This is a genomic window from Mycoplasma sp. CSL10137 (assembly GCF_017116845.1).
Classification (GTDB): domain Bacteria; phylum Bacillota_I; class Bacilli_A; order Mycoplasmatales; family Metamycoplasmataceae; genus Mycoplasmopsis.
Genome location: NZ_JAFIRE010000001.1, coordinates 1 through 25,587 on the forward strand (window position 1 = coordinate 1; position 25,587 = coordinate 25,587).

The following is a 25,587-nucleotide window of genomic DNA, read 5'->3' on the forward strand; positions in this document are numbered from 1 at the left end:
TGTAGTAATACATTTAGCTGACCATTACTAATAAATTGATAGGTTTAGAAGTTAAGATGTATTTAAGACATTTTAATAAATTATTAATTACTATTCAGTTTTCAAAGAATAAGCCCAGAAGGGCATTTTTTTATTCTATTAAATTCAAAAATATAATTTATAATTTAATAGCGTAAAATAGGAGAAATAAAAAAAGAATGGCATATATTTTATTTACTTTATTTAGTATATTATTGATATTTTTAATTATAGTTACTATTTTTTTTATAAAATCAATTTATATTGAAGTAAGTTCAAAAAGAAATCGAAAAATAACAGATGAGATTAGCAGATCTATGTATGAAAATGAAACGAATTTAACTAGATTAAAACTATTATCAAAAAATAACAATACATATGAAAAAATGTATAGTGAATTAAATGTTTATTATAATACTTTAACTAAATATTCAAGTATTTTGAGAGTTAATTTAGAAAGTTCAAATAATTATATTAGGGATAGGAAAACCAAAGAATTATTTAAAGTAAATATTACGCTTAAAAAAAAATTAAAAAAATTTAAAATTAATCAATTAAAGGCTAAGAATATAACTACTGATTTTCAAAAAACATACGAAAATATTGATGAATCTGTATCTAGAATAATTCAAGTTTGTGAATATTTGATAAAACGATTAGAATCTTTTGCTAATTTAGAATTTAAAACTGTTAATTATATTTTTAAAGAAGTTTTAAATCTTAAACGTGAAACAAAAGCTATACTTGATAAAAAAACCAATTCTAATATAAATGATTTGTTTACAATTGCAAGCGAAAAAGAAAAACATCTTTTAGAATTATTTAAATTAGAAAATAATCATTTAGCTATAGAATATATGCTTTTTGGTCCGTTATTAACTTTTATAAAATCACAAAATGTATTTAGTAGTGAACAAAATAAAGTTATTGAAAAACATCTTAGGGAAATAAAAGAAATTTGAGTTGATAATAATTTTAATACCAAACTATTAATAGAAAAAATAAGAAGTTTATATTTTTATTTGAGTAATGTGTTTTTAGAATTTAAATTTAAATCCATCATTGACAATTTTAAAAAGAAAAATAATGAATCTATAATTAACTATATTTTTAATTTAATAGAGTCTAAAAGCAGGGAAATTTCCAAATTAAATCTTGAGTCTAAAAAAAGAATTAAAGATGAATTAAGTTTTTATTATGAAAAATTAAAAATATTCACAAAAGAAATAGATAATAGTTATTATTTATCTAGTTTAGAAGATTTAATAAATTCATTTAAAGAATTAGAAAGAAATGTTTATTTAATTTTGTTAGAAAATAAAAAAAATAGTACATGCGATATTAGGGACGAATTAAGTAACATAGAAAATTTATATTATATTGTGATTCAACATAAGTTTTTGCCTAAAAACAATAATACATTAGCAATTACAGATAACTTAGAAAATTTATATAAAAATATTCAAGTACAAACAGACAAAAATAAATTGAATGACTGAATAATTAATATTGAAAAGTTAATTATTTTTATTGGTGAAAACATTGAATATAAACAAATGTACGAGAAAATAATAGAATATGTTATTGATAATAAAAAATATAATGATAAAATTCAAGTATTAAAAAGTTTTTTGTTAAGTGCAGAAAATAACATTAAAAATTCAGACTATAAAGCCGCTTATAAAATAATGAAAAAATTCATTTTAACACAATAAAAAAGAGGAGAAAAATGTATAAAAAAATTTTAATTAGATATGGAGAATTAGTTTTAAAAAAGAAAAATAGAAAGACGTTTATAAATCAATTATCAAATAATATTATACATATAGTTGGTCAAAAACCTAAAGTTGAGTTTGATAGAATGTATTTAGATTATAGTGAATTAGCCTTAGAAAGATTGCAATTTGTATTCGGGATAAGTTCTTACTCTCCAGTTATAGTTACCGAAAATAATATTGATAATTTTAAAGACGAAATTTTAAAATTGGTTAAAAAAGATTCTAAAACTTTTAAAATTGAAGCAAGACGTAATTTTAAGGGTTTTGAATTTAATTCATCTAATATAAATAATATTTTAGGTACTCATGTTCTAAAAAATACAAGTTTAAAAGTAGACGTTCACAATCCAGATCAAATTTTTTATGTTGAAGTTAGAAAAGAACAAACATATATTTTTTCTAACTATATCGAAGCTTTAGGGGGATTACCAGTAGGAGTGTCAGGAAAAGTGTTACACTTAATTTCAGGTGGATTTGATTCTCCTGTAGCTGCTTTTGAATTAATGAAAAGAGGTTTAAAAGTAGATTTTTTAACTTTTATGACACCACCACAAACTGATCAAAGAACAATCGACAAGATAAATACTTTAGTTAAAACTTTATCAAATTATCAAGTGACCTCCAATTTATTAATTGCTGATTATTCGTTTTTAATGAATTATATTTCTTTTGTTTCTAATGAATCTTATAAAATAACTTTAATGCGTCGTAGCTTCTATCGTATTGCTGAGCAAATTGCTAAAAAATATAATATTTTAGCAATTTCAAATGGAGATAATTTAGGACAAGTAGCATCTCAAACTTTAGAATCAATGTATACAATTGGTAGCGAGAGTTCTTTACCGATTTTGAGACCATTATTAACATTTGATAAGAACGAAATTATTAAAATTGCCAGGTTGATAAAAACACATGATATTTCAATAATAAAAGCTAATGAGACATGTGAGTTGTTTGCTCCTAAGGAACCAGTTACTAAACCTAAAATAGGAGTAGCTTTAAAATTAGAACAAGAACTTAGTCAAATTCCTGCTTTAGAATCAGAATTATTAGAATCTAAAATTGAACATATTAAAATTTCTATTAATTTAAATAAACCAAGCTAGCACTTGGTTTATTTAAATTTTTTCTCTCAAGTGGGTTAAAGGAGGAAAAATGAAAAAAACTGATCTTACATTTTCTGAATATTTTAAAAATTGAATTATTGTGTATAAGAAAGGTTCAATAACTAATATAAGTTACAGAAAATATGAACTAACATTAAAGTGAGTTAATAGAATTTCGCCAAATTTAAAAATGGAAGATTTAAATAGATTAGAATATCAAAAAATACTAAATGAATACGCTTTATATCATGAAAGACAAACAACCATGGATTTTCATCATCACTTAAAAGCGTGTTTGTTAGATGCTTTTGACGAAGGTTATCTAAGTAATGACCCAACACGAAAAGCAGTAATTAAAGGTATTCCGGAGAGAAAAAAGAAAATAAAATTTTTAAGTCAATTTGAATTACAATCTTTAATAAAAAAACTAAAAATACAAGGTTCTATTAACTATGATTGATTAATTTTACTTATTGCAAAAACAGGGTTAAGGTTTTCAGAAGCTTTAGCATTAACTCCAGCTGATTTTGATTTAAATAAACAATTATTAAACATAAATAAAACTTGAAATTATAAAGAATCTAAAGGCTTTGCACCAACTAAAAATAAAAGTTCTATTCGTAAAATTCAATTAGATTGATTGACGACTTCACAATTTGCTTTTATGATTAAAAATCTGCCAAGTGATAAACCTATTTTTATTAAAAAAAGTGGAAAAATATTTAATTCAACAATAAATAATATTTTAGAGCGACGTTGTAAAAGTGCTGATGTACCAGTAATTACGGTTCATGGACTTAGACACACTCACGCTTCTATATTATTATATGCTGGAGTTTCGGTAGCCTCAGTAGCAAAACGATTGGGTCATGCTAGTATGAATACAACTGAAAGAGTTTACTTACATGTTATTAGTGAATTAGAAAATAAAGATATTGATTTAGTTATGAGATCAATATCTAATCTTTATTAATTTTTTTAAAACCCACTAAAAAAGTAACGTTAAGTTACTTTTTTATAATTGTTTCTAAAAAACTTTTAATACATTTTTTAGAGTTAATACCTGAAATTTTATATTTATTACCACCTCTAACGTCTTTTTTAAAGTTAAGTTCGCAAAAACTATAATATTCATTTAATATATCACTATCATCCTTTAAATTTTCATTTATCGCATTATAAATATCATTTAATTTTAAAAGTTTGTTACCGTCATCGGCATTATTATAATCGCTTATTAAACTTGCTATTTGTTCAATACTTAACCCAGTAGCCCTAGAAAATGAATTATATTTTTCGTTTATTTCGCTTTGAGCTCTTTCATTAAGTTTTTGTGAAACAACATTTTGAAGTTCGTATGTATTTTTAAAACTATATACATCTATATTTGATTTTATATAATCTTGGTCGTTATAATTATATTTAGATAAAAAATAATCAATATCTTCGATTTTATTTTTTTCATCATTCTCATTTTTTGATATTTTTTGCTCCAGAAGTTCGTAATCATATGTTTCGTCCGGTTTTTCTGAGAAAAATGATTCACTAGGACTTTCTAAAAAATAATCATTAGTTACATTATAAATATCATAATAATCATAATCATTAGATGTGTCAGTTATTTTAAGGATATCTCTAATTTCTTTTGCTCTACTTCTTATCGTGTCAATTCTTCTTAAAATTTTACTTGTGTCATCCAAATTAAAAATATTTTTAATATCGTTAATAATTTTGTTTTTATCTTCAATATCAAGATTACTAAATTTAATTCATGTTTTTAATAATATATCAGCATAATTTTTGAAGTTTTTAGCTTCCTTTATTATTTGAGTTTCTTTTTTTGTTTGCATATATTCTTGAATAGCTTCATTTAATCGTGTTGGAATTCTGTTATAATCATTTTTAAAGCCGATTTTTTTACTAATTTCATTTATTTTAATAAAGTTTATTTCGATTTGCTCTTTTATTATATTAGGTTTTAACTCTAAAAATCATATATTACTCTCATCGCCGCTATTTTGATTTGCATACTTTTTAAAAGCTTTTTCTAAAAGAAATTTCATATTTGCACCTTGTCGGAAAAATCTTATTTTACCATACTCTTTAGGTCTTCATATTTCTTTTTCTTTTTGGGTTTGTAATAAAACTCTATTAGTTCTAGAGATTGCTTGTATAAGTAAGTAGTCTTGGTTTATGTTTTTGTCAAAATAAATTGTGTCTATGTATTTTGAATCATAACCGGTCAATAATTGATCAACAACAATTAATAAATCTAATTTTTTAGAATAATCATCTTTAGATCTTACTTGATAATTTATACCTTCTTGTTTCAATCTTTTTAAAATATCTTCTTTATACTTGTCTTTTATTTGGTCTATTTTAAAATTTGTATTGAACATTTTATTATAATTTTTCAATAATTTATCGTAAAATTCGCTTCTTTCAATAACACCTTTTTCTGTGTTGGGTTCACTAAAATCAAATAGTAAAGTAAAGTTAATTTTACATTTAAATTCTTTTAGTTTTTCTTCGAATATATTATAGTATTCTATAGCATCATCTTTACTTTCTACTGCAAAAAGCGAACTATATAAACCACCATGATTTTGTTTATTTTGTATTGTTTTTTTAATTAATTCTTCTACTATTCAATTTTTATAAGCTTTATTGTTATAAAAATTATTTTCATATAATTCTTTTTCTATTTTTAATGATTTTTCCATATTATGATTATTAGTATTAATTAATATATCATATTCATCTGCATCTACATCATTATAATTTTTAAATTTAATGTTATATTTATCTTCTATTATTTTTTTGCTTTTTTCAATTTCTTCAAGGTCATCTAACCCTGATTCGTTTTTCTCGATTAATTGTTTGTATTCATGATAAAGTGATTGTAAATCATATTCTTTGGTTTTATTTTTTTGTATATCTAGAATATTAGATGTATTTGTAAAGAGTTTGACTAGATATTTAGGATAATCAACAAATATTCTAAATGGTAAAACCTTCTTATCTTTTATTCCATCCTTAATTGTATAACTATGTATTAAACTACCAAAAATATCGTTAGTAGTTTGTTTTTCAAAATTATTGTTAACGTCATCATTAATTATGGGTGTACCAGTAAATCCGATAAATTTAGAGTTTGGAAACATTTCTTTGAAACTTTCAAACTGTATACCATCAGTAGATCTATGTGCCTCATCAAATATAAAAATGAAATCTTTACTTTTTGCTTTATTACTTTCTATTACCGAGTCTTTTTCGCTTTCGTACATCTTTTTAATTTTTTGTATTGTGGTTATTATTATTTTTTGATTATTAATAAACTGATAAGAGTTGAAATCGTTTTTACCTTTTACTTCTCTTTTTAGTTTATTAGTATTTTTTGTTGATACTATTTCGATATCTAATGAATTATTTGAAAATTTTTTGTATTCATCGTTAGTTTGGCTAGATAATGCTATTCTATCGACAACCATGAAAATTTTTTTGTTATTATACTTTTGTTTTAAAAGTTGAGCTAATTTGAAACTTGTTAGTGTTTTACCAGAACCTGTTGCATGTCAAACGTAACCTATTTTATTTTCGTCATCATTATTTCGGTATGATTTATCCATTCTTTCTAAAATATTATGAATTGCGTGGTATTGGTAACTTCTGAGTAAGAATAGTTTGTCATTTTCTAAGTTTTCAACTGTATATTTAGATACCATATCATGTATGGTTGGAATGTTAAAAAAATATTTAACTACTTCATGCCACTTATGAACTGGTTTATTTTCTTTATCCTTAGAATTTCAGGTTGTAAAATATAATCAATCATTAATAAAATTATCTGGAATATTTTTTTCATCAGTTTGGTTTGGGGTATAAAACATTTTATTTTCCGACATAACAGAAAGTATTTGAACAAAATTAAGCATTGTCATTTTTTTCTTTATTGAATTAAAATTAGATATACGTTTTTTGTAATTTTTGATTTGTTGGACTGCGTCTTTTATATTAGAACTTCTTAGTTTTAATTCAATTAGTAAAACTGGAATTCCGTTAATTAATAACATTATATCCGGTATTATTCCGTCAATATCTTCAAACTTAATTTGTCTTGCAATTTGATAAATTGGATCTTTAGTATTTAAGAAATTTCCTACACTATCATTATTTCCTATTATTTTTTGATTATTACCACCATTTTTAAATAAAACTAAAGAATATTTTTTATTATTTCCTTCATCTTTAAAATAATCAATTGGAGGCAATGAACCGTATTTTAATATTCCGTTTGTTATTTCTGTTAATTTCTTATCATGTAATTCTTCTAGAATTCTATCAATGTGTTTAATTGTTAAATTATATCCATTTAAGTAATTTTTATTTATACTATTAAGAATATTACACCAGTTTTGTTTTAAATCTTGTTCGGTTTTATTGTAAATTGTCTTAGTATATTGGTTAGAAGTTTGATTTAATGATTCTGTATTTTTGTCTACCCTATAATTGTATTCAAGCTGTTTTATTATTGCCTCTTCTAATTCTTTTTCTGAATTAAATCCAATTATATTCAAATTGTCATTGTCATTCATTTTTTCCTCATCTTTCTAAATTGTAGGTGATGTTCATATGAAAAAAAATCTTTCAAAAATGGTCCCTTTTTTCATTAATTCATGATTATTTTGTATATCTGTCGAATTTTTTTTATATTCGTTAAAAATATAAATAATGCTTTTTACAGATGGTCCTGAAATTATATCCATTGTTTCATATTGTGAAAACATGCTTCTTGCATCTAAATTACTTGTGCCTACTCATGCTATTTCGTCGTCGATAACCCCTGATTTTGAGTGTAAAAAGTGATCGTTATATATTTTAACTTTCATACCCAATTCCACTAATTGTTTAATCTGTCATAAACCAACCTTATAAACAAGTTTTTTATCTGGTAATCCAGGAAAAAAAATGGTAACATCAATGTTGTTTTTAAGTGCTAAAACAATTTCTTTAAACATTGCTTCTGTTATTGAAAAATATGGTGTAGCAATCTTAATAGATTTTTTGGCCTGACTAAAAAGTTTTATCCAAACTCTTTCTGCATTAGAATAGTCACATGATGGAGAATCAAAAATTAAAATAGATTCATTTTGTCCTTTTTGTTCCTTGTTAAATTTATGTATATAATTATTAATATCTAATTTTTCTCTTGTCACTATTTCTCAAAATTTAATAAAATGAATGTTGTAAGCGTTAACGTATTCTCCGGTTATTTTGTAATTTAAGTCAATTCAATGCCCGTATTTTGGAGATAATGATGCATATTCATCTGATATATTATTTCCTCCAGAAAAAACTTTTTTAGAATCTATTATTATGAATTTTTGATGATTTCTATAAAAAGACTTGTGAGTTATGAAAGGGTAATATATTTTTGCTATAAAATGTACTTTAACGCCAACTTTATTAAGTTTTTTTAATTCTTTCTTTAACTTTGGAAAAGCGCCAAAATCATCAATTAATCACTTAATTTCTAACCCTTCTTTCGCTTTTGATTTAATTAAATCTATAAATTCTCTTGAAATTTCACTTTTTTTAATTATATAAGTAATTATTAAAATGCTTTTTTTTGCGTTTTTTATATTTTTTTCTAAAGAATCATAAAATCTATAACCTTCTTCATAAAATTTATAATCAGCATTAAAAAGGGTATTATCGGTTATATTTTTTAATTGATTTAAGATGGAGTTATTACTTTTAATTTTATCTATCTGATCTATTTTATTTAAGTTATAACTATCTTCTTCAATTACTTTTAATTCGTTTTTATTTGGTTTGATTTTTCCTAAAGTAAAAAATATAGCTACACTAAAAATAGGTAATATTATCATTAAAAATAGTCATGAGAGCTTAATTTGAGAATTTCTTTTTTGAAATGCTATAACAAGTACCATTACTACATTTAATAAATAGTTTGTTCAAATGAATAAATGAACATAATTTGAGTTTATGTTATAAATTAAGAAAGAAATACCAACAAAAAAACAGCTTATGAAAATAAATTGAGAAAATATTATTAATAATCTATATAAATTTAACTTTCATATCATATTTATATTATATAAAAAAATAAACTATTAATTAGTTTATTGGTATAGTTTATTTCTTATATCCTTTTCCATCACGAATTCTACCGTTTTCTCCATGAATGTAATATGTTCCATTGTATTTTTTAGCTAGGTCTCTAGCGTATGGTATAGCTTCTTTTTGGGTATCGAAAGTTATAGTTGCTTTTTCAGCGCCTTCTCTATATACTCTTCATTTACCCTTTTCTCTATCTAATGTAATGTGTCAAACTGGTTTTAATTCTTTTTTTGCTGTTTCGCTTGTTTTTGTTTCTTTAGCCATTTTTATTTATCTAACTCCTCTATTCTTTCGATGTGTCTTCCACCTTCGAAATCTGTTTTTAAATATTCATCAATCATTTTAATTGCATCTTCAGTTTTTAGTTGTCTACCACCAAACACTAGAACATTTGCATTATTATGTTGTTTTGCTAAGTGAGCATCTTCAACTGAAGTAATTCTAGCAGCTCTTATATGTTTATGTCTGTTTAAAGCATATGAAATTCCGAGTCCTGTACCACATACTCCAATTCCAAAATCAGGTTTACGAGAGTTAATATATTCAGCTAATTCATTTCCTTGAGTTGCGTAACTAACTTTATTAACTCCGTTGTCCGGACCTAGATCTACTGTATCATAACCCAAAGATCTAACATATTTTTTAAGTTCTTCTTTAAGTTCGAAACCTGCATGATCAGAAGCTAAGGCTACTACTTTTTTACTCATATTTGCTCCTTTTATATTTTAAATCAATTAATCTTTTTAATTATACTAAATTAATCTTTTAAATTATTAATAAATTATTTTATTTTTTTCCATTTTTAAATAAAATAAGTTAGAAATGAAAATTAGAGTTGAAAAATTTTTATCAGAAAATACAAGTTATTCTAGAAGAGAAATAAAGAAATTTATATCAAATAGAAGAATAAAAGTTAATGACATAGTAATAAAAAAATCAGAGCAAATTCATTTTGATGATGTTGTTAAAATTGATAATCACATTATAAAAAAACAAGAACAATTTATTTATTTACTTTTAAATAAATCTTCAGGATATGTGTGTGCAAACATAGATAAAATAAATAAAACTGTATTTGATTTAATAGATTCTAGATATTTAAGTTACAAAGGAATTCATACGGTTGGTAGGTTAGACAAAGATACCGAAGGTCTTTTGTTAATTACAAATGATGGGGAATTAACTCACGAACTTTTAGCGCCTAAAAAACACGTTATAAAAAAATATTTTGTAAGATTGAACGGCAACCTAGATAACAGTCTAATAAAAATATTTGAAAAAGGATTTGATATAGGCGAAAAAAATATTACTAAACCTTCTACATTAGAAATTTTAAATAATAATGAGTGTTTTTTATCTATAAACGAAGGTAAATTTCATCAAGTAAAGAGGATGTTTTTGAAGTTTGGTTTAGAAGTTATTTATTTAAAAAGAGTTAAATTTGCTAATTTAAATTTACCAAAAGATCTAAAAAAAGGTGAATATATAGAAATAAAAAGAGATCAAATAATATAAATGATTATTTAATATAATATAATTTAAATATAATAACATATTTAATAAAGGAGTTTTATGAAAATAGTTGAAGATTATATGAATTTTAATTCTTATAAGTCTATAACAGATCAAACAGTTTATCCTATTTTTAAAAGCGCAATTGAAGAAGCGTTTTCGGACGAATCATCAATAAATAAAATGAGAAAAAACAGAAAAATATCAATAATACTTTTCATACTTTCTACATTTTCGTTTTTACTTGGTGTTTTGTTGCTTTTTGTAATTGGTTTTCAAAATGGAAAAAGTACTAATTTTATTGTCTTTTTAGTTTTTCTAATCTTAAGTTTTATATTAATGTTTGTTGGCATTGTTATATTTTGAAAATATAAAAAAACCTTAAACATGATAATCTCTAAAATAAGGAATTCAATTGACGTTGAAAAAATATACAATAAATCATTCAAAAAGGTAAATAATGGAATTAATTATTTATCTACAAAGGCAAATGTAGAATTTTTTTTAGATACCAAACAATTTAGTAAAAAGGAAATATTAGATAGTTCGCTTGATAGTGAAGAAATTATTACTTTTAATTTTGGTGTTCCAAATGATGCTAGAATTGTTAAAAAGTCTAAACAAAAATATTTATTAATTGATAATAGATATCCTGCATCATTTATGAATGTTCTTTATCTTCAAATAGTTAGAAATTCAAAAGGTCAAGTAGTTTCAAGAAGATATTTCGAAAGAGGCGTTTTAAAAATTGATACAAGAAACTTGGGCGATAGAGGTTTCGAATTTACTTTATTTAAAGGGGGATTGTTTAGTAAGAAACCAATAAAATTAGAAAATAAAGAATTTAACAAGAAAATAAGGTTAGTAGCAGATGATGAACTAAAAGCTAGACAAATGTATACACCACTTTCAATGGAGTTATCAGTTAAAAGGGTGGAGGATGTCCATGGTTCTATAGTTAATTCTATGTATGTAACTTCAACAGGTGATTCAATTTATTTTGAGTATTCTGTACCTATGAATTTTATGGAGTTAGATATTATTTCATCTATAAATAAAAATAAAATTTTAAATTCAATGTATAATGACTTTTTATATGATACATATACTTTATATTGAATATTATCGATAATTTATATACCAATTTATTTAGACAAATAAAACAAAAATCCAAATATAGTTTGGATTTTTTAAATAAAAAAACCTTCTTAAGAAGGCTTATTTGACACAAGGAAATTAAATTTCTCTCGATGTCGGCTCAAAGATATTATACTATATTAATAAATTATTTTTAGAATTTTTGAAGAAAATCTTTATATTCTGCTAAAACGTCTAGTAGATCGTAAACACGAGTTTCTTTTTGTTGAATTTCTTGATAAACTTGTTCACTTGTATTTTGTTGCAATATTATTTCTTCTTGTTCTTGAACTAAGTTCTCTTCTTTTGTGTCTACTTCTTTTTCTTGGTAACCAACTCTAGTTTGTTCGATGACTTCATGTTTTTTATCTTCTAGTAATTGGTTAGCTATTTTGTTTGCTATTCCTTCATCTTCACAACGAACTCCGCCAACTGGCTCATATACTTTCTCTTCGCGTGTTTCCATTGTGTTTGAAGCACTAGCTTCACGACATGCTCTTTTGTTGCATTCTCTATTCATGATTTCTCCTTAAAAATGTTTTAATATAAATTAATTTTACTCTTTTTACTGATATTTTTTTAATAATTTTAATATTTGATCTACTTTATTTGTTTTTTCTCATGGTAAATCCAAATCATCTCTACCAAAATGTCCGAAATAAGAAGTTTTAGCATAAATTGGATGTCTTAAATTTAGAGATTCTATTATTCCTTTAGGGCTTAAATCAAACGATTCCATAATTATTTTTTCAATAATTTCTTTTTTAACTGTTTCTGTTCCAAAAGTTTCTACCATTACTGAAACAGGTTGAGATACACCGATCGAATATGCTATTTGTAATTCGATTTTTTTGGCTAATTTAGCCGCAACTATATTTTTAGCGATTCAACGAGCTGCATAAGCTGCGCTACGATCAACTTTTGTTGCATCTTTACCACTGAAGGCTCCGCCACCATGTCTTGATGCTCCTCCATAAGTATCTACAATAATTTTTCTACCAGTTGAACCAGTATCACCAATTGGACCACCTATAACAAATTTACCAGTAGGGTTGATTAAAATTTTCTCAGGTAATTCAAGTTTATACTCTTCTAAAACAGGTTTGATAATATTATTTTTTATAAAATCTTTAAATTCATTTTCAACAAAATTAGCTGAGTGTTGTATGCTAATTAATATAGTATCAACTGTTGTTTTTTTAGGATCAGTATAATCTAGCGTAACTTGAGATTTCATATCAGCTCTAGCTCATTTAAAATCACCACTTACTCTTAATTCTTCAGCTCTTTTTACTAATTTGTGTGCAAGAGTTATTGCTAAAGGCATAAATTCTTTAGTTTCATCAGTTGCAAAACCGAACATAATACCTTGGTCTCCCGCTCCGATTTCATCATTTGATAATTCTACACCTTGCGATATATCCGGACTTTGTTTTTTTATGTCAGTTATAAAGCTTGTCTCGCTTGTATAATAATCAAATGTTTTTAAAATATTTTTAGCAATTTCAATAACATCTACTTCTGCTTGTGAATTAACTTCACCAGCAATAAAAATATTGTGACCACTTGCCATAGTTTCGATTGCTACTTTAGCTTTAGGGTCCCGCATTAAATATGCATCTAAAATTGAATCTGAAATTTGATCACATACTTTATCAGGATGACCACGTCCAACAGATTCACTTGTAAATAGTTTTCTCATTTTTTTTACTTCCTTTTTATATATTATTTAGAAGCATTAGGAATTGTCGCATGTTAAGTTAATTATGAATTAACTTCTGACTGACCACCTTGCTATAATTGTAGGTTGGTAATGGTTTATATCACAGTCTGAACCATTCTCTATATGCTTACGTTAAAGTTCATATATTATAACATAAATAATATTAATTAGAAATTTTAATGTTATAATTATATTATTACGAGGGGGTTTAGTATAATGGTAGTGCTATGGTCTCCAAAACCAAAAGTAAGGGTTCGATTCCTTTAACCCCTGCCAAAAATGTAATTTGTATCAAACTTATTTATATAGTTTGATTTTTTTATATAAAAAAATCAAGTAACAAATACTTGATTTTTGCTATTATCTAAGCTTCCTTAGAGATTTTAATTAACATTGAAAATGTTTTTGGTTCGTTAATAGCTAATTCTGAAAGCATTTTACGGTTAATTGTAACGTTTGCTCTTTTTAAACCGTTAATAAATCTTGAATAACTTAAACCTTCAGCTCTTGTAGCTGCATTAATACGAGCTATTCATAATTTACGGAAATTTCTTTTAACTTGTTTACGATCTCTAAATGCGTATGTTCATGATTTAACAACTGCTTGTTTAGCAACTTTGTAACCGATTGATTTGTGTCCAAAGTATCCTTTAGCTAATTTTAATCATTTTTTACGTCTTGCTCTTGTAACTGTACCACCTTTAACTCTTGCCATAATATATTTCCTTTCTAATTTATGTAACTAAATAAATTTTTACAAAATAAATTAACAAGATTAAAACATTGCTTTAAATCTTTTTAAGTCACTTTTTGACATAAGTGTAGCTTTACGAGATTGACGCTTTTGTTTTGTGGTTTTATTTTGTGCTAAGTGTGAACGGTATGCTTGTTCTCTAAGAACTTTACCTGTTCCTGTAACTTTAATACGCTTTTTTAAAGCGCTTTTAGTTTTCATTTTTGGCATTTTATTCTCCTTCTTTAGAATCGCTATTTGATGAATTTTCATCAGAAACTTGATTCTTTTCTTTTAAATATTTAGCGATTTTAGTTTTATTTGGTTGGAGATTCATATCTAAAAATCTTTCATTCACTAATTTTGGCTCGGTTGTTTTATCTGCAATCGCCTCAACCTTTGAATAAAATCTATCTAAAACATTTATACCAAGATCTTTACGCCCTAATTCACGACCTCTTAATTTAACAGAAACTTTAATTCTATCACCTTTAAGTAAAAATTCTGTTGCCTTTTTACTTTTTGTTAATAAGTCGTTTTCTCCAATCATAGGAGTCAAACGAATCTCACGATTTTGTATATTGGTTTGTTTTTCTTTAAGCTCTTTTTGTTTTTTCTTTCGATCGTATTTAAATTTACCGTAGTCTAAAATACGAGCAATTGGTTTAGGTTCAACGCTAATTAAAACTAAATCCATTTTTTGGTTTTTAGCTCTTTCAATAGCTTCAGAAGTTGACATAACACCAACTTTGTTACCTTCACTATCAATTAAGAAAACTCTAGAATATGGAATGTCTCTGTTTACATAGTGGTTAGATTTTGGTTTTTTTCTTTTGTCTTGAATAATAATAATTCTCCTTAAAATAATAAGTAAAAAAGTTTCATTCGCTCTCGCCAAAAATGTATCAAATAGATACATTTAATTGTAGCAAAACCCAAGGATATAGTCCATCAGGTGAGAAGTGATTCTACTTTCTGCAATTAAATTTTTATATTGCTTATTTATTTTATCATATTATATAAAAAATAAAATTCTAATTTTAATTATTTAAATAGAATTAAGGTATTTTTAATTTTCATTTTTTAATCTTCAAATATCTTTTGTTCCGTCGATTAAACCAGATTTTACATTATCTATTTCAAATGAGTTTAAAAGCATTGGTAATAAATCCAAATGATATGAAATTAAAGCTTTTTTGTATGTGTCGTTTTCTTCAACTTTTAATTTTTTAAATTTTTCTATTAAATTTTTTATTTTTTCTTTTAAAAATTTTATATCATTTGATTTTTTATATTCTTCGCACTCTTTTAAAATTTCTTCATCAATTGGTTTTTCTTCTGGTTGGACTTGCTCATTCTCTTGAATTTCATCTTTATTTTCTTTTTTTATATTTCGATGATCTTCAATCTCTTGTTTTTGTTTGCTTTGAGAATCGAGTTTTTTGTCTTGAACTTTATTTTGCTCTGAAGAATTGTTTTTTAATATATTATTTTGATTTTTATTTTCTTCAGTTGATTTAGATTGTATATTTTCATTATTATTTTGCATTGGATTAGTCTTAATTGTTTTACTATCTTTATTATTTGTATTATTTCTATCTAATGCGCTATTTTGATTATCTATAGTTTTATCGTTATTTTGTTTTGTATTTTTTTTATCATTTTTTTCTATTTTGATATCTTTTTCAAGAATTTCTTTTGTACTTTTTTTGATATTTTTATTAATTGTTTCTTCATTTTTATTTGTTTTGTTAGTTTCTGATAGATTATGATTTATGTCGCTTTGATTATTTGATATTTTATTTTTTTCTTTATTCGAGTTATTTTCTTCTTTTTTTTCATTTTGATTTGAACACGAAATGACGCTAATTAAAGAATATGATGAAAATATAGTTGAACCTATAAAAATAAAATATTTTTTAACTTTATTCATTTACTTTCTCCTTGTTTATTTTTATTTTTGAAAATTATATTAAAAAAAAGGAAGGTCGTAAATTTAAAAAATAATACTTTAAAGTATAAAAAACAAAAAATAAAAGTTTTTAATTAAGTAAAATGCAATTTTTTGTTTTTTAATAAAGATTTTCATTACTAATAAAAAATTAGATCATAAAAATTATTTATTTTTTATGATCTAATACTATATTATTTAATTTTCTTAATCAATGATTTAAACCGCTTTTAGTTATTACTATATTATGCTCTTGCTCCAATTTTTTAACCATTTCATTCATTGAAATTCATGAGTTTTCTAATTTGATTCTAAAGAAAACTAATTGGTCATCATTAAACATATTTATCAAGTTATTTTCGAAGATATAGTTGATATTCTCTATGTGTTTTATGGAGCTATTAGCAATTTTTTGAAGGTTAGAAATATCTATATTATTTATTCTGTTTGAAACATTTTCAATATCTCTGGTTATTTTTAAATTTTGTAATTCAAATCATGATTTTTTTGCACCTATAGCAGATAAAAAATCTAATAATTCATCAATTTTTTTAGTGTAGGCTAAAAATCTATTTCTACGTTTTAATACTTGAAAATTAAAATCATATTTATTTAATTTTTTAATGATCATTTCGGTATTTTGGATAGAATGAGTTGAAATTTCTAAATGATAAGAAGTTGAATTTTTATCAGAAATGCTCCCGCCACCGCAAAAAACACCAGCAAAAAAACTTGTTAACTTTTCTTCTCAATTTTTATCGATTATTTTTTTGTATTCTTGGTTAGAAATATAGATTTTATTTTTTAATATTTTGTAAACGCTAATTTTTAATTTATTTAACCTTGATATAACTTTATTTAAAATATAGTTATTTTTTATTGTTATGATTTGAAAATCATCTTTTTCTATTGCGTTAGAAAAATACAAACCATATAAAAATGATTTTATTTCTTTTGTTTTAGTTATGTTGTTTATTATTTCCTTTTTTATTGTTCAGGAAAATGAGCTTTTATATTTTTCCATTGTGTTTTTATTTTATAATATTTAGTTTTTTTAAAAAGAAAAATAAATTTAATTTAAAGTAAATTAATAAATAATGACAAAATATTGTTTTTTTAATGTAAAATTAAATTGTAAGATTTATATTTTTAAAAATAATGCAAAAATATAGTAAATTAAGAATAAAATTTGTATTAAATATGTTGTAAAAAAACTTTTTAATTTTGAAAATAATAAGAAAATAAACAATCGACATGGTAAGGTCGTTTTTTATTCACATTATTTATAAAAAACAAATTTAATTTTTATAGTTGAAATATATTATAAATAATATTCAAATTTAAGTTATATAATTAAGTACTATTTTCTCAATAATAATATTTGACTTGCAAAAATGAAGGAGATATATGAAAAAGAAATTGTTCTTTTGGTCTTTTATTTCGATATTAACTTTGCCAATTGTTTTATCAAGCAGTATTTCAGTTAACAATAAAACGACTTATTTAAAAAAAAGTTTATCACATATTGATGGACCTGAAATAAATGTTAGTGATTATTTAGCAACTGATTGAATGAAGGATATACCTGATAACAGAAGCTTATTTTCATTGAGCATACCAGGAACACACGATTCAACTATGTATAACGGATGAGGTTTTCTTTGGTCTATTGGAGGTCGTTTATTAGCTAAAACCCAATATTTTAATTTTGAAGACCAATTAAAATTAGGTGTAAGGGCTTTTGACTTAAGAATGCAAAATGATGGTCGTTTAGTTCATGGTAGTATCCCATCGGATCAATTTATAGATAAGGCTTTTCAAGAATATGTGAAATTTTTAAATGAGCATCCTAGTGAATTTATTATAGTTAGAATAAAAGATGAAAATTTTAACGTAAATAACGAAAAATACGCTAAAGAAGCTAATCAAATTTACCAAAAAACTATATTTAGAGACTACTACGATTATATTTATAATCAATCCGGTGAAAATGTAGATACTTTATCTAAAGAAAAAGGTTTCAATATAGGTCAATATAGAGGAAAAATAATAGTATTAAATCACTTACATCATAAAATTAATCGAGATACTGTTGGTGGTTTTCATTTTAGAGCAATTACTGACAATTATGTTGTTCAAGATAAATATGACGGAATTAATTCGAGTGAAGAAAAAGTAAAGCATATTACCGATCATTTTCAAAGAACTAATAATAAAGGTTACCGTGATAATAGATTATATGTCAATTTTACTTCATATGCTAGTGGAAGACAACCTAACACTTCATCAAATGAAGTAAATCAAAAAGTAGCTGATTATATTAATAATCATAACGAACTTTCTACACTCGGTGTTGTATTTAGTGATTTTCCTGGTCCTTCGCTTATACAATCTATTTATAGGACCAACTTTAATTATACGGACACTATAATTAATAATAATGTTTTAGGCCCATTGGTTAACAGTTTACATTTCGACAAAGTATATGATAGAGATAATAAAATAACATTAATAACATCTGATAATCCAAAATCATATCAAAACCTGCATATCGAATTTGATATAGATGGCAATTTAATATCTAAAGTAATTCCTTCCGAATATAATAGTAATAAATTTGAAATAAATATTGAAAATCAACTTAAACACCCTCAAATAATTAAAGTATCAGCATATAAAATGACACCAAATGATGGTTGATTTGCGCAGAGAAAATACAATGAAATAAATATAGATTTACCGGTCGAAACAAATCAATTTATTATAAAAAGAAATGAATTAATTGATGTTATAAATAAACTAAAAATTGACTATGGTTATAATAAAAATTATTCATCTATTGTTAGATATTTAAATGATAAATTTAGCATCCCGCTCGAAAATATAAAAAACAATGATAATTTAAAACTAGCGGAATTAACAGATAATTTTAATTCAATTAAAAATCAAATTAACCAAGAGTTATTATTGTTAAATAATATAGATGATAATTTATTAATTTTAAATACAAAAAGAGATCAAATAAATAATATTTTTTCTAATCAAAAGATAACTGAGATCAATAATTTAAAAAACAATATCATAGAAAAAATAAATTCTTTATTCAATAATAGAGTTAACTATATATCAAGTAGCGAAATGAATAATTTATTTTTAGAAACATTAAAAAAAGATGAAATATCTAAAATTGTGCCTAAAATTATTGATGAGTTTAATAAATATAATTTTAAAAATCTTAAACTAGATTTCAAAAAAGAGAACCCCGATTTCAATTTTGCAAAAGAGCATTGAAATAATAAGATCAACGAAACATTATTGATTCCAGATGAAATAATATCTAAAATTCAAATCTCAACAAGTGTTGATGAAGTTAATTTAATTTCAAAACAAGAATATAATCATTTGAAAGAAAAAGCTAAGTTGATGCAAGATAATATTAATAGTGCAAGGAAAAATATTGTCGAAATTAAAAATTTTTTAAGCAGTGATGGAAATTTCATTTTTAAAGATTTTTTTAGAAATGAAATTATTGATAATATCTCAAATCTTGAATCCTCAAATTTAATAATAGAATTAGTAAATTCATATAAATTAAAATTAAGTGAATTAAAACAAGAAGTAAAAAAAGCAGAAGAATATGATTCGAAAAATAGTTCATTTAATAATCTAAATAATAGAAATTTTCAAAATACATTAAACGAAATTAAAAATAAGATAAATGAGCCAAATTCACTTTTAGATTTAGATTACATAAATAATAAAAAAGAAGAAATAGTTACTTTATTACAAAAAGCTAAAAAATCAAACAATCTTTATTCATATATTATTAAAAGGATAAATGATAGTGATAAGTTGTATGAAGAGTGAAAAGAAAAATTAGTTTCAAGCTTAAATAATATTTTTGATGTTAACGAAAGTAATTTAGCTAATTTTATTAAAAAATTAGATAACTTAGAAGAAGAAAATTTCTTATATAAATTATCTAACTTAGAATATTTAAATTTTTCTCAAAAAAGTCATCTATCCGGTGAAATGAAAAAAATAATTGATATTGATGCTCTAAAAAACAAATTAAATGATGCATCTTTATTAAACAAAAAAATGAATCAATTAAACCAGTTGTTTTATGAGTTTTCGAATTATGATTTAGAAAAAGGTTATGGACTTCTTGAGTATGAAAAACAAGTTGATTTTTCGAATAAATATAACGAAATTAAGCAAAAAATAAGCCGAGATATTGACATTAAAACTGTGAATAGTTACATTAATTTTCTAAACAATTATATGTTAATTTTTAATGGTGAAAAAGTAATATCTAACTTAAGAGATAGAATTGCTAAATCAAATAAACTATATGAATTTGAAAAAAATAATTTAAATACTATTTTGAGCAATGTTGATAATAGCGAAAAGCTTCAAGAAATTAAAGATCAGATAAGTATATTAGAGGAAAAAAATATAAAAAATAATGATGAAAATATATTTAAGCAACTTTCTAATGAACAAAGAAAAAATGCATTATACGAATTGAATAATTCTGTAAATGAAGAAAATTATCTTTCAAATAAACAAAAATATTTAAATTTAGATAATTCTATTATAATTTCTGAAGAACTTTTTAAAAATATAGAAAAAATTAAATTAGAAGATAGGTTTTTGAATAATTATGATGAAATTAAAGATAACCTTTTAAATAAGGTTTCTGAATTAAGAGAAATTTATAAAAAAAGTAATAATTATATAGAAATAGAAGAAAAAATTAGAGATATAAATTATTTTTTAAGCAAATTAGAAGATGAGTCTATAAAATTCAAACACGAGAATTCAAAAGATAATATTGTTATTTCCGAGGATAATAATAGCAAAGAAAACGAATTAGATAATTCAGACAAGATCAATGATGATAATTTAGTTACCATAGATAGTGCTAGTGATAATAACTATAATGATAATAATAGTGATAAAAAAGTAGATTTAGAAGTTCCGAATAATGGAACAAATGAAACTAATGTTGATAGTAATGGACTAGATAATAATAAATCAATTGACAAAAACTCAAACGATGATTCAATCGAATCAATTAACAAAACAAAAAATAATGAATTTAAGGATCAAAATTCAAGTTCAGTTAGTGAAACAAAAAAAATTTTACCTCAGAAAAAAGACAAAATAAGTGACACTAATTCAAAAAAAACAGAAAAAGAAAAAGAATTTGTAATTAATTCGGAGTTTAAAAACGAAGTAAGAAGGTGAAATAATAGTTACTTTTATTTGCTTCTAATTCCCGTTGGGCTATTCATTTTATTGTTAAATATTATTATGATATTGAAACGTAAAAATAAAAAGAAAAATTCAAGTTTATAAAGACTTGAATTTTTTATTATTTTTTTGACTAATTTTTTTATTGTATACACTTCATGTTCACTTAAATAAAAATCCTATTAATATGAAAGAAAAATAAATTACAAAAACAAATGTATTTTCACTTTTTCATGAGTCGTTTATTATGAATGGAAAAATTATAATAGATGTAATTATAAATATTCATATTACATTTATTGTGTAAATAATTTTTTCTCAAAAAGGTATTTTTGGTATTATTTTTTTTCTATCTAACATAAAGGCAACTATGTATGTTAACATATCTTCAATCAATAAAGCTATACTATTAACGATTATAACAGCATTAAAATATGGATTTTCTGAATTTTCATCTGTTAACAATATTGGTAACAATCATAAAATAACCATTGATATAAAAGTAAATATACCAGTGAAAATTATTGCATTATGAAATTCTCCTTTTTTATTTTGCTTAGCAAAAAAAGGACTAATATGATTGTCTTGTGATAGAGGTATTAACTTTCTCGCTGTAGAAACAGTTTGTGAAATTTTATACCCAATATCATTTGAAATAAAACCTACTATGAATAAGATAACCCCGAAAATACCAAGACCTCTTGTATAACTTGTGTAAAAGGAAGAAAAATTACTATACGATGACAAATCTTTTATTCCCATTATAAAAGTATAGAATAATAAGTAAATTATTAACACTATAGAAATTGATCAAAACAATACTTTTCTGAAGTTTTTAAATTTAACATCTTTTGTCATTGAAGCCATATCTTCAATTCCGGCAAACGAAAATATAAAAAGTATTATATTAGTAAAAATTAGTTTCGGAGTAATTCTTATATTGATTGTATTATTTATATTTTCTTTATAGCCTTCTAAATATGTGTTTGTCAAAGCATTATCCATAAAGGTTAAGTATATTAATATTATTAACCCAATCCCTAGAAAAATTCATTTAATTATGCCTGTCAAAAACACTATTTTAGTATTCAATTTCAACCCAAATGTAGATATAGCAATCAATAATGCAAAAAATATGAATGATATAATCCTAATAATTCAGACTATAGTTGAATAATTAGGATTATCTTTCGAAATTACTAACTCAATTATTGTGGAAAGAAATAGCGGTGATATTGAAGATAAAACAGGCGATTGAATAAATTGATTTCATCCAATAAAAAAGTTAAAATGATTTAATAGTTTCTGTTTTTTTGGTATTGTTATCTCTATATTATTTTCTTTTTTGTAAATATCATTTTCTAGTTGTCTACTAAAGGCGTAAGAACCGCCATAGTGTTCTTTGAAAGAATTAGCCAACCGCGAAAAAACTAAAGATGTTCCAAAAATAGTTAAAACGGATATTAATATTATTAAATATCCGTAAAATCCTAGATTTCAAACATTTGCTATTGTAGTTAGAAAACCCAACCCAATTATGAAATTGATTGTAAATAAAGTAAAAGATTTTTCACCAAAATGCTTTTTATTCATTATTTCCAGTTGTTATTACTTTTTTAGGTTTTTTGTTGTTGAAAATTACATCATATATTTCTTCATAATATTTAACAGGGATATATGTTATTTTTTTCTTTATTTCTTCTGGTATTTCTAATAGATTAGATTCGTTTCCGAATGGGATAAATACGTACTTCAATTTTTTCTGTGTTGCTGCAAATGATTTTTCTTTCAAGCCACCTATATTTAAGACTCTACCTCTAAGTGTAATTTCTCCAGTCATTCCGTAATAATGAGGAACAACTTTACCGCTAAGTGCTGAAATTAATGCGGTTGTAAATGTTACACCAGCACTTGGTCCGTCTTTTGGTGTTGCACCTTCCGGTACGTGAATATGAATTGTATTTTTATCAAAATCAAAATCTTTGATTCCGAATTTTTCTGCATTAGCTTTAACGAAAGATAAGGCAATTTTTGCAGACTCTTGCATTACATCTTTTAATGAACCTGTTAACTTTATTTCGCCTTTTCCCGGGTAAGTATTTACTTCGATTTGAAGCGATGTTCCCCCAACTGTTGTGTAAGCTAATCCATTAACAACACCCGGAACTTGATAATTATCTTCTTCATTATCTTTGTAATATTCAGGCCCTAATAACTCTTTTAATGCTGAAATTTCAACTTTATATTTTTTAGTTTTAGTTTCATTTTTATCTAAACTTTTTAAAGTGAATTTACGAGCAATTTTATCTAGAATACGTTTTAAACCACGAACTCCCGCTTCAATTGTATAGTTTGAAATTATATATTCAAGGGTTTTGTCGCTAATATTTAAAAATCCATTTTTCTCACCAACTTGTTCTACAACTTTTGGTAATAAATGCTTTTTAGCTATGTTCATTTTTTCTGAAAGAGTATAAGCTGAAAGCTCAATAACTTCAATTCTATCTCTTAATGCGTGCGGAATTGCATCGTAATAATTTGCTGTGGCGATAAATACAACTTTAGATAAATCGTACTCATGTTCAAGGTAGTGGTCTTGAAATTTACTATTTTGTTCGGGATCTAAAACTTCCAACATAGCTGAAGCGGGATCTCCTTTGTTTGTCGACGCCATCTTATCGATTTCATCTAATAATACAACAGGATTTGAAACTCCGGCTTGTTTAATTCCTTTAATAATTTTTCCGGGCATTGCACCTACATATGTTCTACGATGACCTCTTATTTCAGATTCATCACTAACTCCTCCTAGAGAAATTTTTACAAATTTTCTTTGTAATGATTCTGCAATAGCTTTAGAAAGTGAAGTTTTACCTGTACCGGGTGGACCAACTAAACAAATAATAGGAACATTATTAAATGTTTTTTGGCTTTCTTTTTCGTTTTCTTTAAAAAGATTTAAATCTATTTCGTTATTATTGTCGTATTTAATTTTTTTGTCAACATCTATTTGGTTTTGTTGAATTTTAATTATTACGGCAATATATTCCAATATTCTCTCTTTTACCTTATCTATACCGTAGTGATATTTATCTAGTGTTTTTTTAACATGATTAATGTCTAGATTTTCTATTTCTGTTAATCTTCATGGTAATTTTTTCAATAAACTTACATATGTTTTTGAAATATTAGCTTCTGGAGAAGTAGGCATCATTTCAGAAATTCTTTTTGTTTCTTCTTTGATTAATTCACGAATAGATGAAGGATATCTAAGATTTTTATTTTTGTCTTTCAATAATTTTAAATATTCATCTTCATCTACAGGAACTTTCATTTCTTCAAGTTCGTCTTGGATTGATTTTAATTTTTCTCTTAAAATAAATTCTTTTTGTTGGTTTGTTAGTCTAGTGTTCATCTTGTCAGCAATCATTTTTTCTGTCATAAAATTTTCTGTAATAATTTCTGTAATTCTTAATATTATTGCTTGAACATTTAATCTATTATATTCTAAAAAGAGATCTAGTTTTTCTCTAACTTCTTCATTAACTATTGAAAGAAGAGAATTTAAAAATGTTAGTTTTTCATCGTAAGTTGTTAAATTTTCGCTAATGCCGAAATCTAACATAAATTTTAAAAACTCTTTGTATGTTCATTTTTTGTTTGTTGATCTTCTTGTTGCAAATCAAATTTTTGTTATTTTACTATCTTCTACTATTGTTTGGATTTTTTGCAATTCTTCAGTAATTTCATCATTAGAAATAGTTACGTCAATATTCGTTGATATCGCATCATTATTACTTGATAGGTAAATTATTTCTCCTGAAGAAACGGGTATGTAGTTTTTAGATTGTAGATCAGCGATATTTTTTTTGAAAAATTCAAAATTGACAAAACTGTCTTTTTTTATTTTTAAATCGTTTTCAATTTGTGCAAAACCATAATCATCAAATTCAATGAACGCAAGTGCTTTAAAAACAAATTTAAAGTCATTAGAATCTTCTAATTTTGCGATATCTAATATTTCCGCATAAATACCACGATGTAGTAAATCATCTTCAAAATCTTTAAATGCAAGAGCAATTGGTTTGTTTTGCTTGTAATGTTCGAATACCAATGATTCATCTGACATGGAGTCACTATTTACTACCAATTCGTGGATAGCACTTGGGTAAGTATATAATTGTTCATTTAATACTATTGTTGTGAAATAATTTTTCTTTTTCATA

19 protein-coding genes and 1 tRNA gene are annotated in these 25,587 nt (G+C 24.1%); 7 read left to right on the forward strand and 13 right to left on the reverse strand.

Annotation, left to right across the window (positions count from 1 at the left end; translation table 4 throughout):
• Positions 1–197 precede the first annotated feature (197 nt).
• Genes JXZ92_RS00005 through JXZ92_RS00015 form a run of 3 tightly spaced genes read left to right on the forward strand, consistent with a single transcriptional unit; the run spans position 198 to position 3,875 of the window.
• Positions 198–1,733, forward strand: a complete 1,536-nt coding sequence (locus JXZ92_RS00005; protein WP_205851666.1) for a hypothetical protein — start codon at positions 198–200, stop codon at positions 1,731–1,733.
• Between the two features lie 14 nt (positions 1,734–1,747).
• The gene (gene thiI / locus JXZ92_RS00010) at positions 1,748–2,902 is read left to right on the forward strand and encodes a tRNA uracil 4-sulfurtransferase ThiI (protein WP_205851668.1); all 1,155 of its coding nucleotides are present in this window, start codon (positions 1,748–1,750) and stop codon (positions 2,900–2,902) included.
• Positions 2,903–2,951: 49 nt separating this feature from the next.
• Positions 2,952–3,875 carry a site-specific integrase gene (locus tag JXZ92_RS00015; protein ID WP_205851670.1) on the forward strand — a complete coding sequence of 308 codons (924 nt, stop codon included), beginning with the start codon at positions 2,952–2,954 and terminating at the stop codon, positions 3,873–3,875.
• A gap of 34 nt (positions 3,876–3,909) precedes the next feature.
• On the opposite strand, the gene JXZ92_RS03995 is transcribed toward JXZ92_RS00015, so the two are convergent.
• The 4 genes from JXZ92_RS03995 to JXZ92_RS00035 all read right to left on the reverse strand — a co-directional run bounded on the left by JXZ92_RS03995 (position 3,910) and on the right by JXZ92_RS00035 (position 9,753).
• Entirely contained in the window at positions 3,910–7,497 is a 3,588-nt protein-coding gene (locus JXZ92_RS03995; RefSeq protein WP_205851672.1) for a DEAD/DEAH box helicase family protein, read from the reverse strand.
• A gap of 15 nt (positions 7,498–7,512) precedes the next feature.
• Entirely contained in the window at positions 7,513–8,856 is a 1,344-nt protein-coding gene (locus JXZ92_RS00025; protein WP_205851674.1) for a phospholipase D-like domain-containing protein, read from the reverse strand.
• A 205-nt stretch (positions 8,857–9,061) separates the two neighbouring features.
• Positions 9,062–9,310 carry a DUF2188 domain-containing protein gene (locus JXZ92_RS04000; RefSeq protein WP_205851676.1) on the reverse strand — a complete coding sequence of 83 codons (249 nt, stop codon included), beginning with the start codon at positions 9,308–9,310 and terminating at the stop codon, positions 9,062–9,064.
• Between the two features lie 2 nt (positions 9,311–9,312).
• Positions 9,313–9,753: an RpiB/LacA/LacB family sugar-phosphate isomerase gene (locus JXZ92_RS00035; protein ID WP_205851678.1), complete on the reverse strand. Its 441-nt coding sequence runs from the start codon at positions 9,751–9,753 to the stop codon at positions 9,313–9,315.
• A 115-nt stretch (positions 9,754–9,868) separates the two neighbouring features.
• Here JXZ92_RS00035 and JXZ92_RS00040 point away from each other — a divergent pair, with 115 nt between their 5' ends.
• Together JXZ92_RS00040 and JXZ92_RS00045 are read left to right on the forward strand one after the other, a co-directional pair.
• On the forward strand, positions 9,869–10,561 hold the full coding sequence (locus JXZ92_RS00040; protein ID WP_205851679.1) for a pseudouridine synthase: 693 nt from the start codon (positions 9,869–9,871) through the stop codon (positions 10,559–10,561).
• Positions 10,562–10,618: 57 nt separating this feature from the next.
• A complete protein-coding gene (locus JXZ92_RS00045) occupies positions 10,619–11,719 on the forward strand; it encodes a DUF3137 domain-containing protein (protein WP_205851680.1) in 1,101 nt (366 codons plus the stop codon).
• Between the two features lie 130 nt (positions 11,720–11,849).
• Here the strand turns inward: JXZ92_RS00045 and JXZ92_RS00050 are convergent, their stop codons facing one another.
• The gene (locus JXZ92_RS00050) at positions 11,850–12,215 is read right to left on the reverse strand and encodes a hypothetical protein (protein WP_205851682.1); all 366 of its coding nucleotides are present in this window, start codon (positions 12,213–12,215) and stop codon (positions 11,850–11,852) included.
• Positions 12,216–12,260: 45 nt separating this feature from the next.
• Positions 12,261–13,397 carry a methionine adenosyltransferase gene (gene metK / locus JXZ92_RS00055; protein WP_205851684.1) on the reverse strand — a complete coding sequence of 379 codons (1,137 nt, stop codon included), beginning with the start codon at positions 13,395–13,397 and terminating at the stop codon, positions 12,261–12,263.
• A 223-nt stretch (positions 13,398–13,620) separates the two neighbouring features.
• On the opposite strand from metK, the gene JXZ92_RS00060 reads away from it, so the two are divergent.
• A tRNA-Trp gene (locus tag JXZ92_RS00060) sits at positions 13,621–13,694 on the forward strand.
• An 88-nt stretch (positions 13,695–13,782) separates the two neighbouring features.
• Here JXZ92_RS00060 and rplT read toward each other — a convergent pair.
• From rplT to whiA, 5 genes are all read right to left on the reverse strand, one after another.
• The gene (rplT, locus tag JXZ92_RS00065; protein WP_205851686.1) at positions 13,783–14,133 is read right to left on the reverse strand and encodes a 50S ribosomal protein L20; all 351 of its coding nucleotides are present in this window, start codon (positions 14,131–14,133) and stop codon (positions 13,783–13,785) included.
• Between the two features lie 60 nt (positions 14,134–14,193).
• Positions 14,194–14,382: a 50S ribosomal protein L35 gene (gene rpmI / locus JXZ92_RS00070; RefSeq protein WP_174892773.1), complete on the reverse strand. Its 189-nt coding sequence runs from the start codon at positions 14,380–14,382 to the stop codon at positions 14,194–14,196.
• 1 nt (position 14,383) lies between these two features.
• The gene (gene infC, locus JXZ92_RS00075) at positions 14,384–15,070 is read right to left on the reverse strand and encodes a translation initiation factor IF-3 (RefSeq protein ID WP_205851689.1); all 687 of its coding nucleotides are present in this window, start codon (positions 15,068–15,070) and stop codon (positions 14,384–14,386) included.
• Between the two features lie 150 nt (positions 15,071–15,220).
• On the reverse strand, positions 15,221–16,084 hold the full coding sequence (locus tag JXZ92_RS00080; protein ID WP_205851690.1) for a hypothetical protein: 864 nt from the start codon (positions 16,082–16,084) through the stop codon (positions 15,221–15,223).
• A gap of 187 nt (positions 16,085–16,271) precedes the next feature.
• Positions 16,272–17,126 carry a DNA-binding protein WhiA gene (whiA, locus tag JXZ92_RS00085; RefSeq protein ID WP_205851692.1) on the reverse strand — a complete coding sequence of 285 codons (855 nt, stop codon included), beginning with the start codon at positions 17,124–17,126 and terminating at the stop codon, positions 16,272–16,274.
• Between the two features lie 383 nt (positions 17,127–17,509).
• On the opposite strand from whiA, the gene JXZ92_RS00090 reads away from it, so the two are divergent.
• Positions 17,510–21,466: a hypothetical protein gene (locus tag JXZ92_RS00090; RefSeq protein ID WP_205851694.1), complete on the forward strand. Its 3,957-nt coding sequence runs from the start codon at positions 17,510–17,512 to the stop codon at positions 21,464–21,466.
• Here JXZ92_RS00090 and JXZ92_RS00095 read toward each other — a convergent pair.
• Both JXZ92_RS00095 and lon read right to left on the reverse strand, forming a co-directional pair.
• On the reverse strand, positions 21,461–22,954 hold the full coding sequence (locus tag JXZ92_RS00095) for an APC family permease (protein ID WP_205851696.1): 1,494 nt from the start codon (positions 22,952–22,954) through the stop codon (positions 21,461–21,463). The genes JXZ92_RS00090 and JXZ92_RS00095 overlap by 6 nt on opposite strands.
• Positions 22,947–25,586: an endopeptidase La gene (gene lon / locus JXZ92_RS00100; protein ID WP_241006851.1), complete on the reverse strand. Its 2,640-nt coding sequence runs from the start codon at positions 25,584–25,586 to the stop codon at positions 22,947–22,949. The genes JXZ92_RS00095 and lon overlap by 8 nt, the downstream gene beginning before the upstream one ends.
• Position 25,587: the final 1 nt, after the last annotated feature.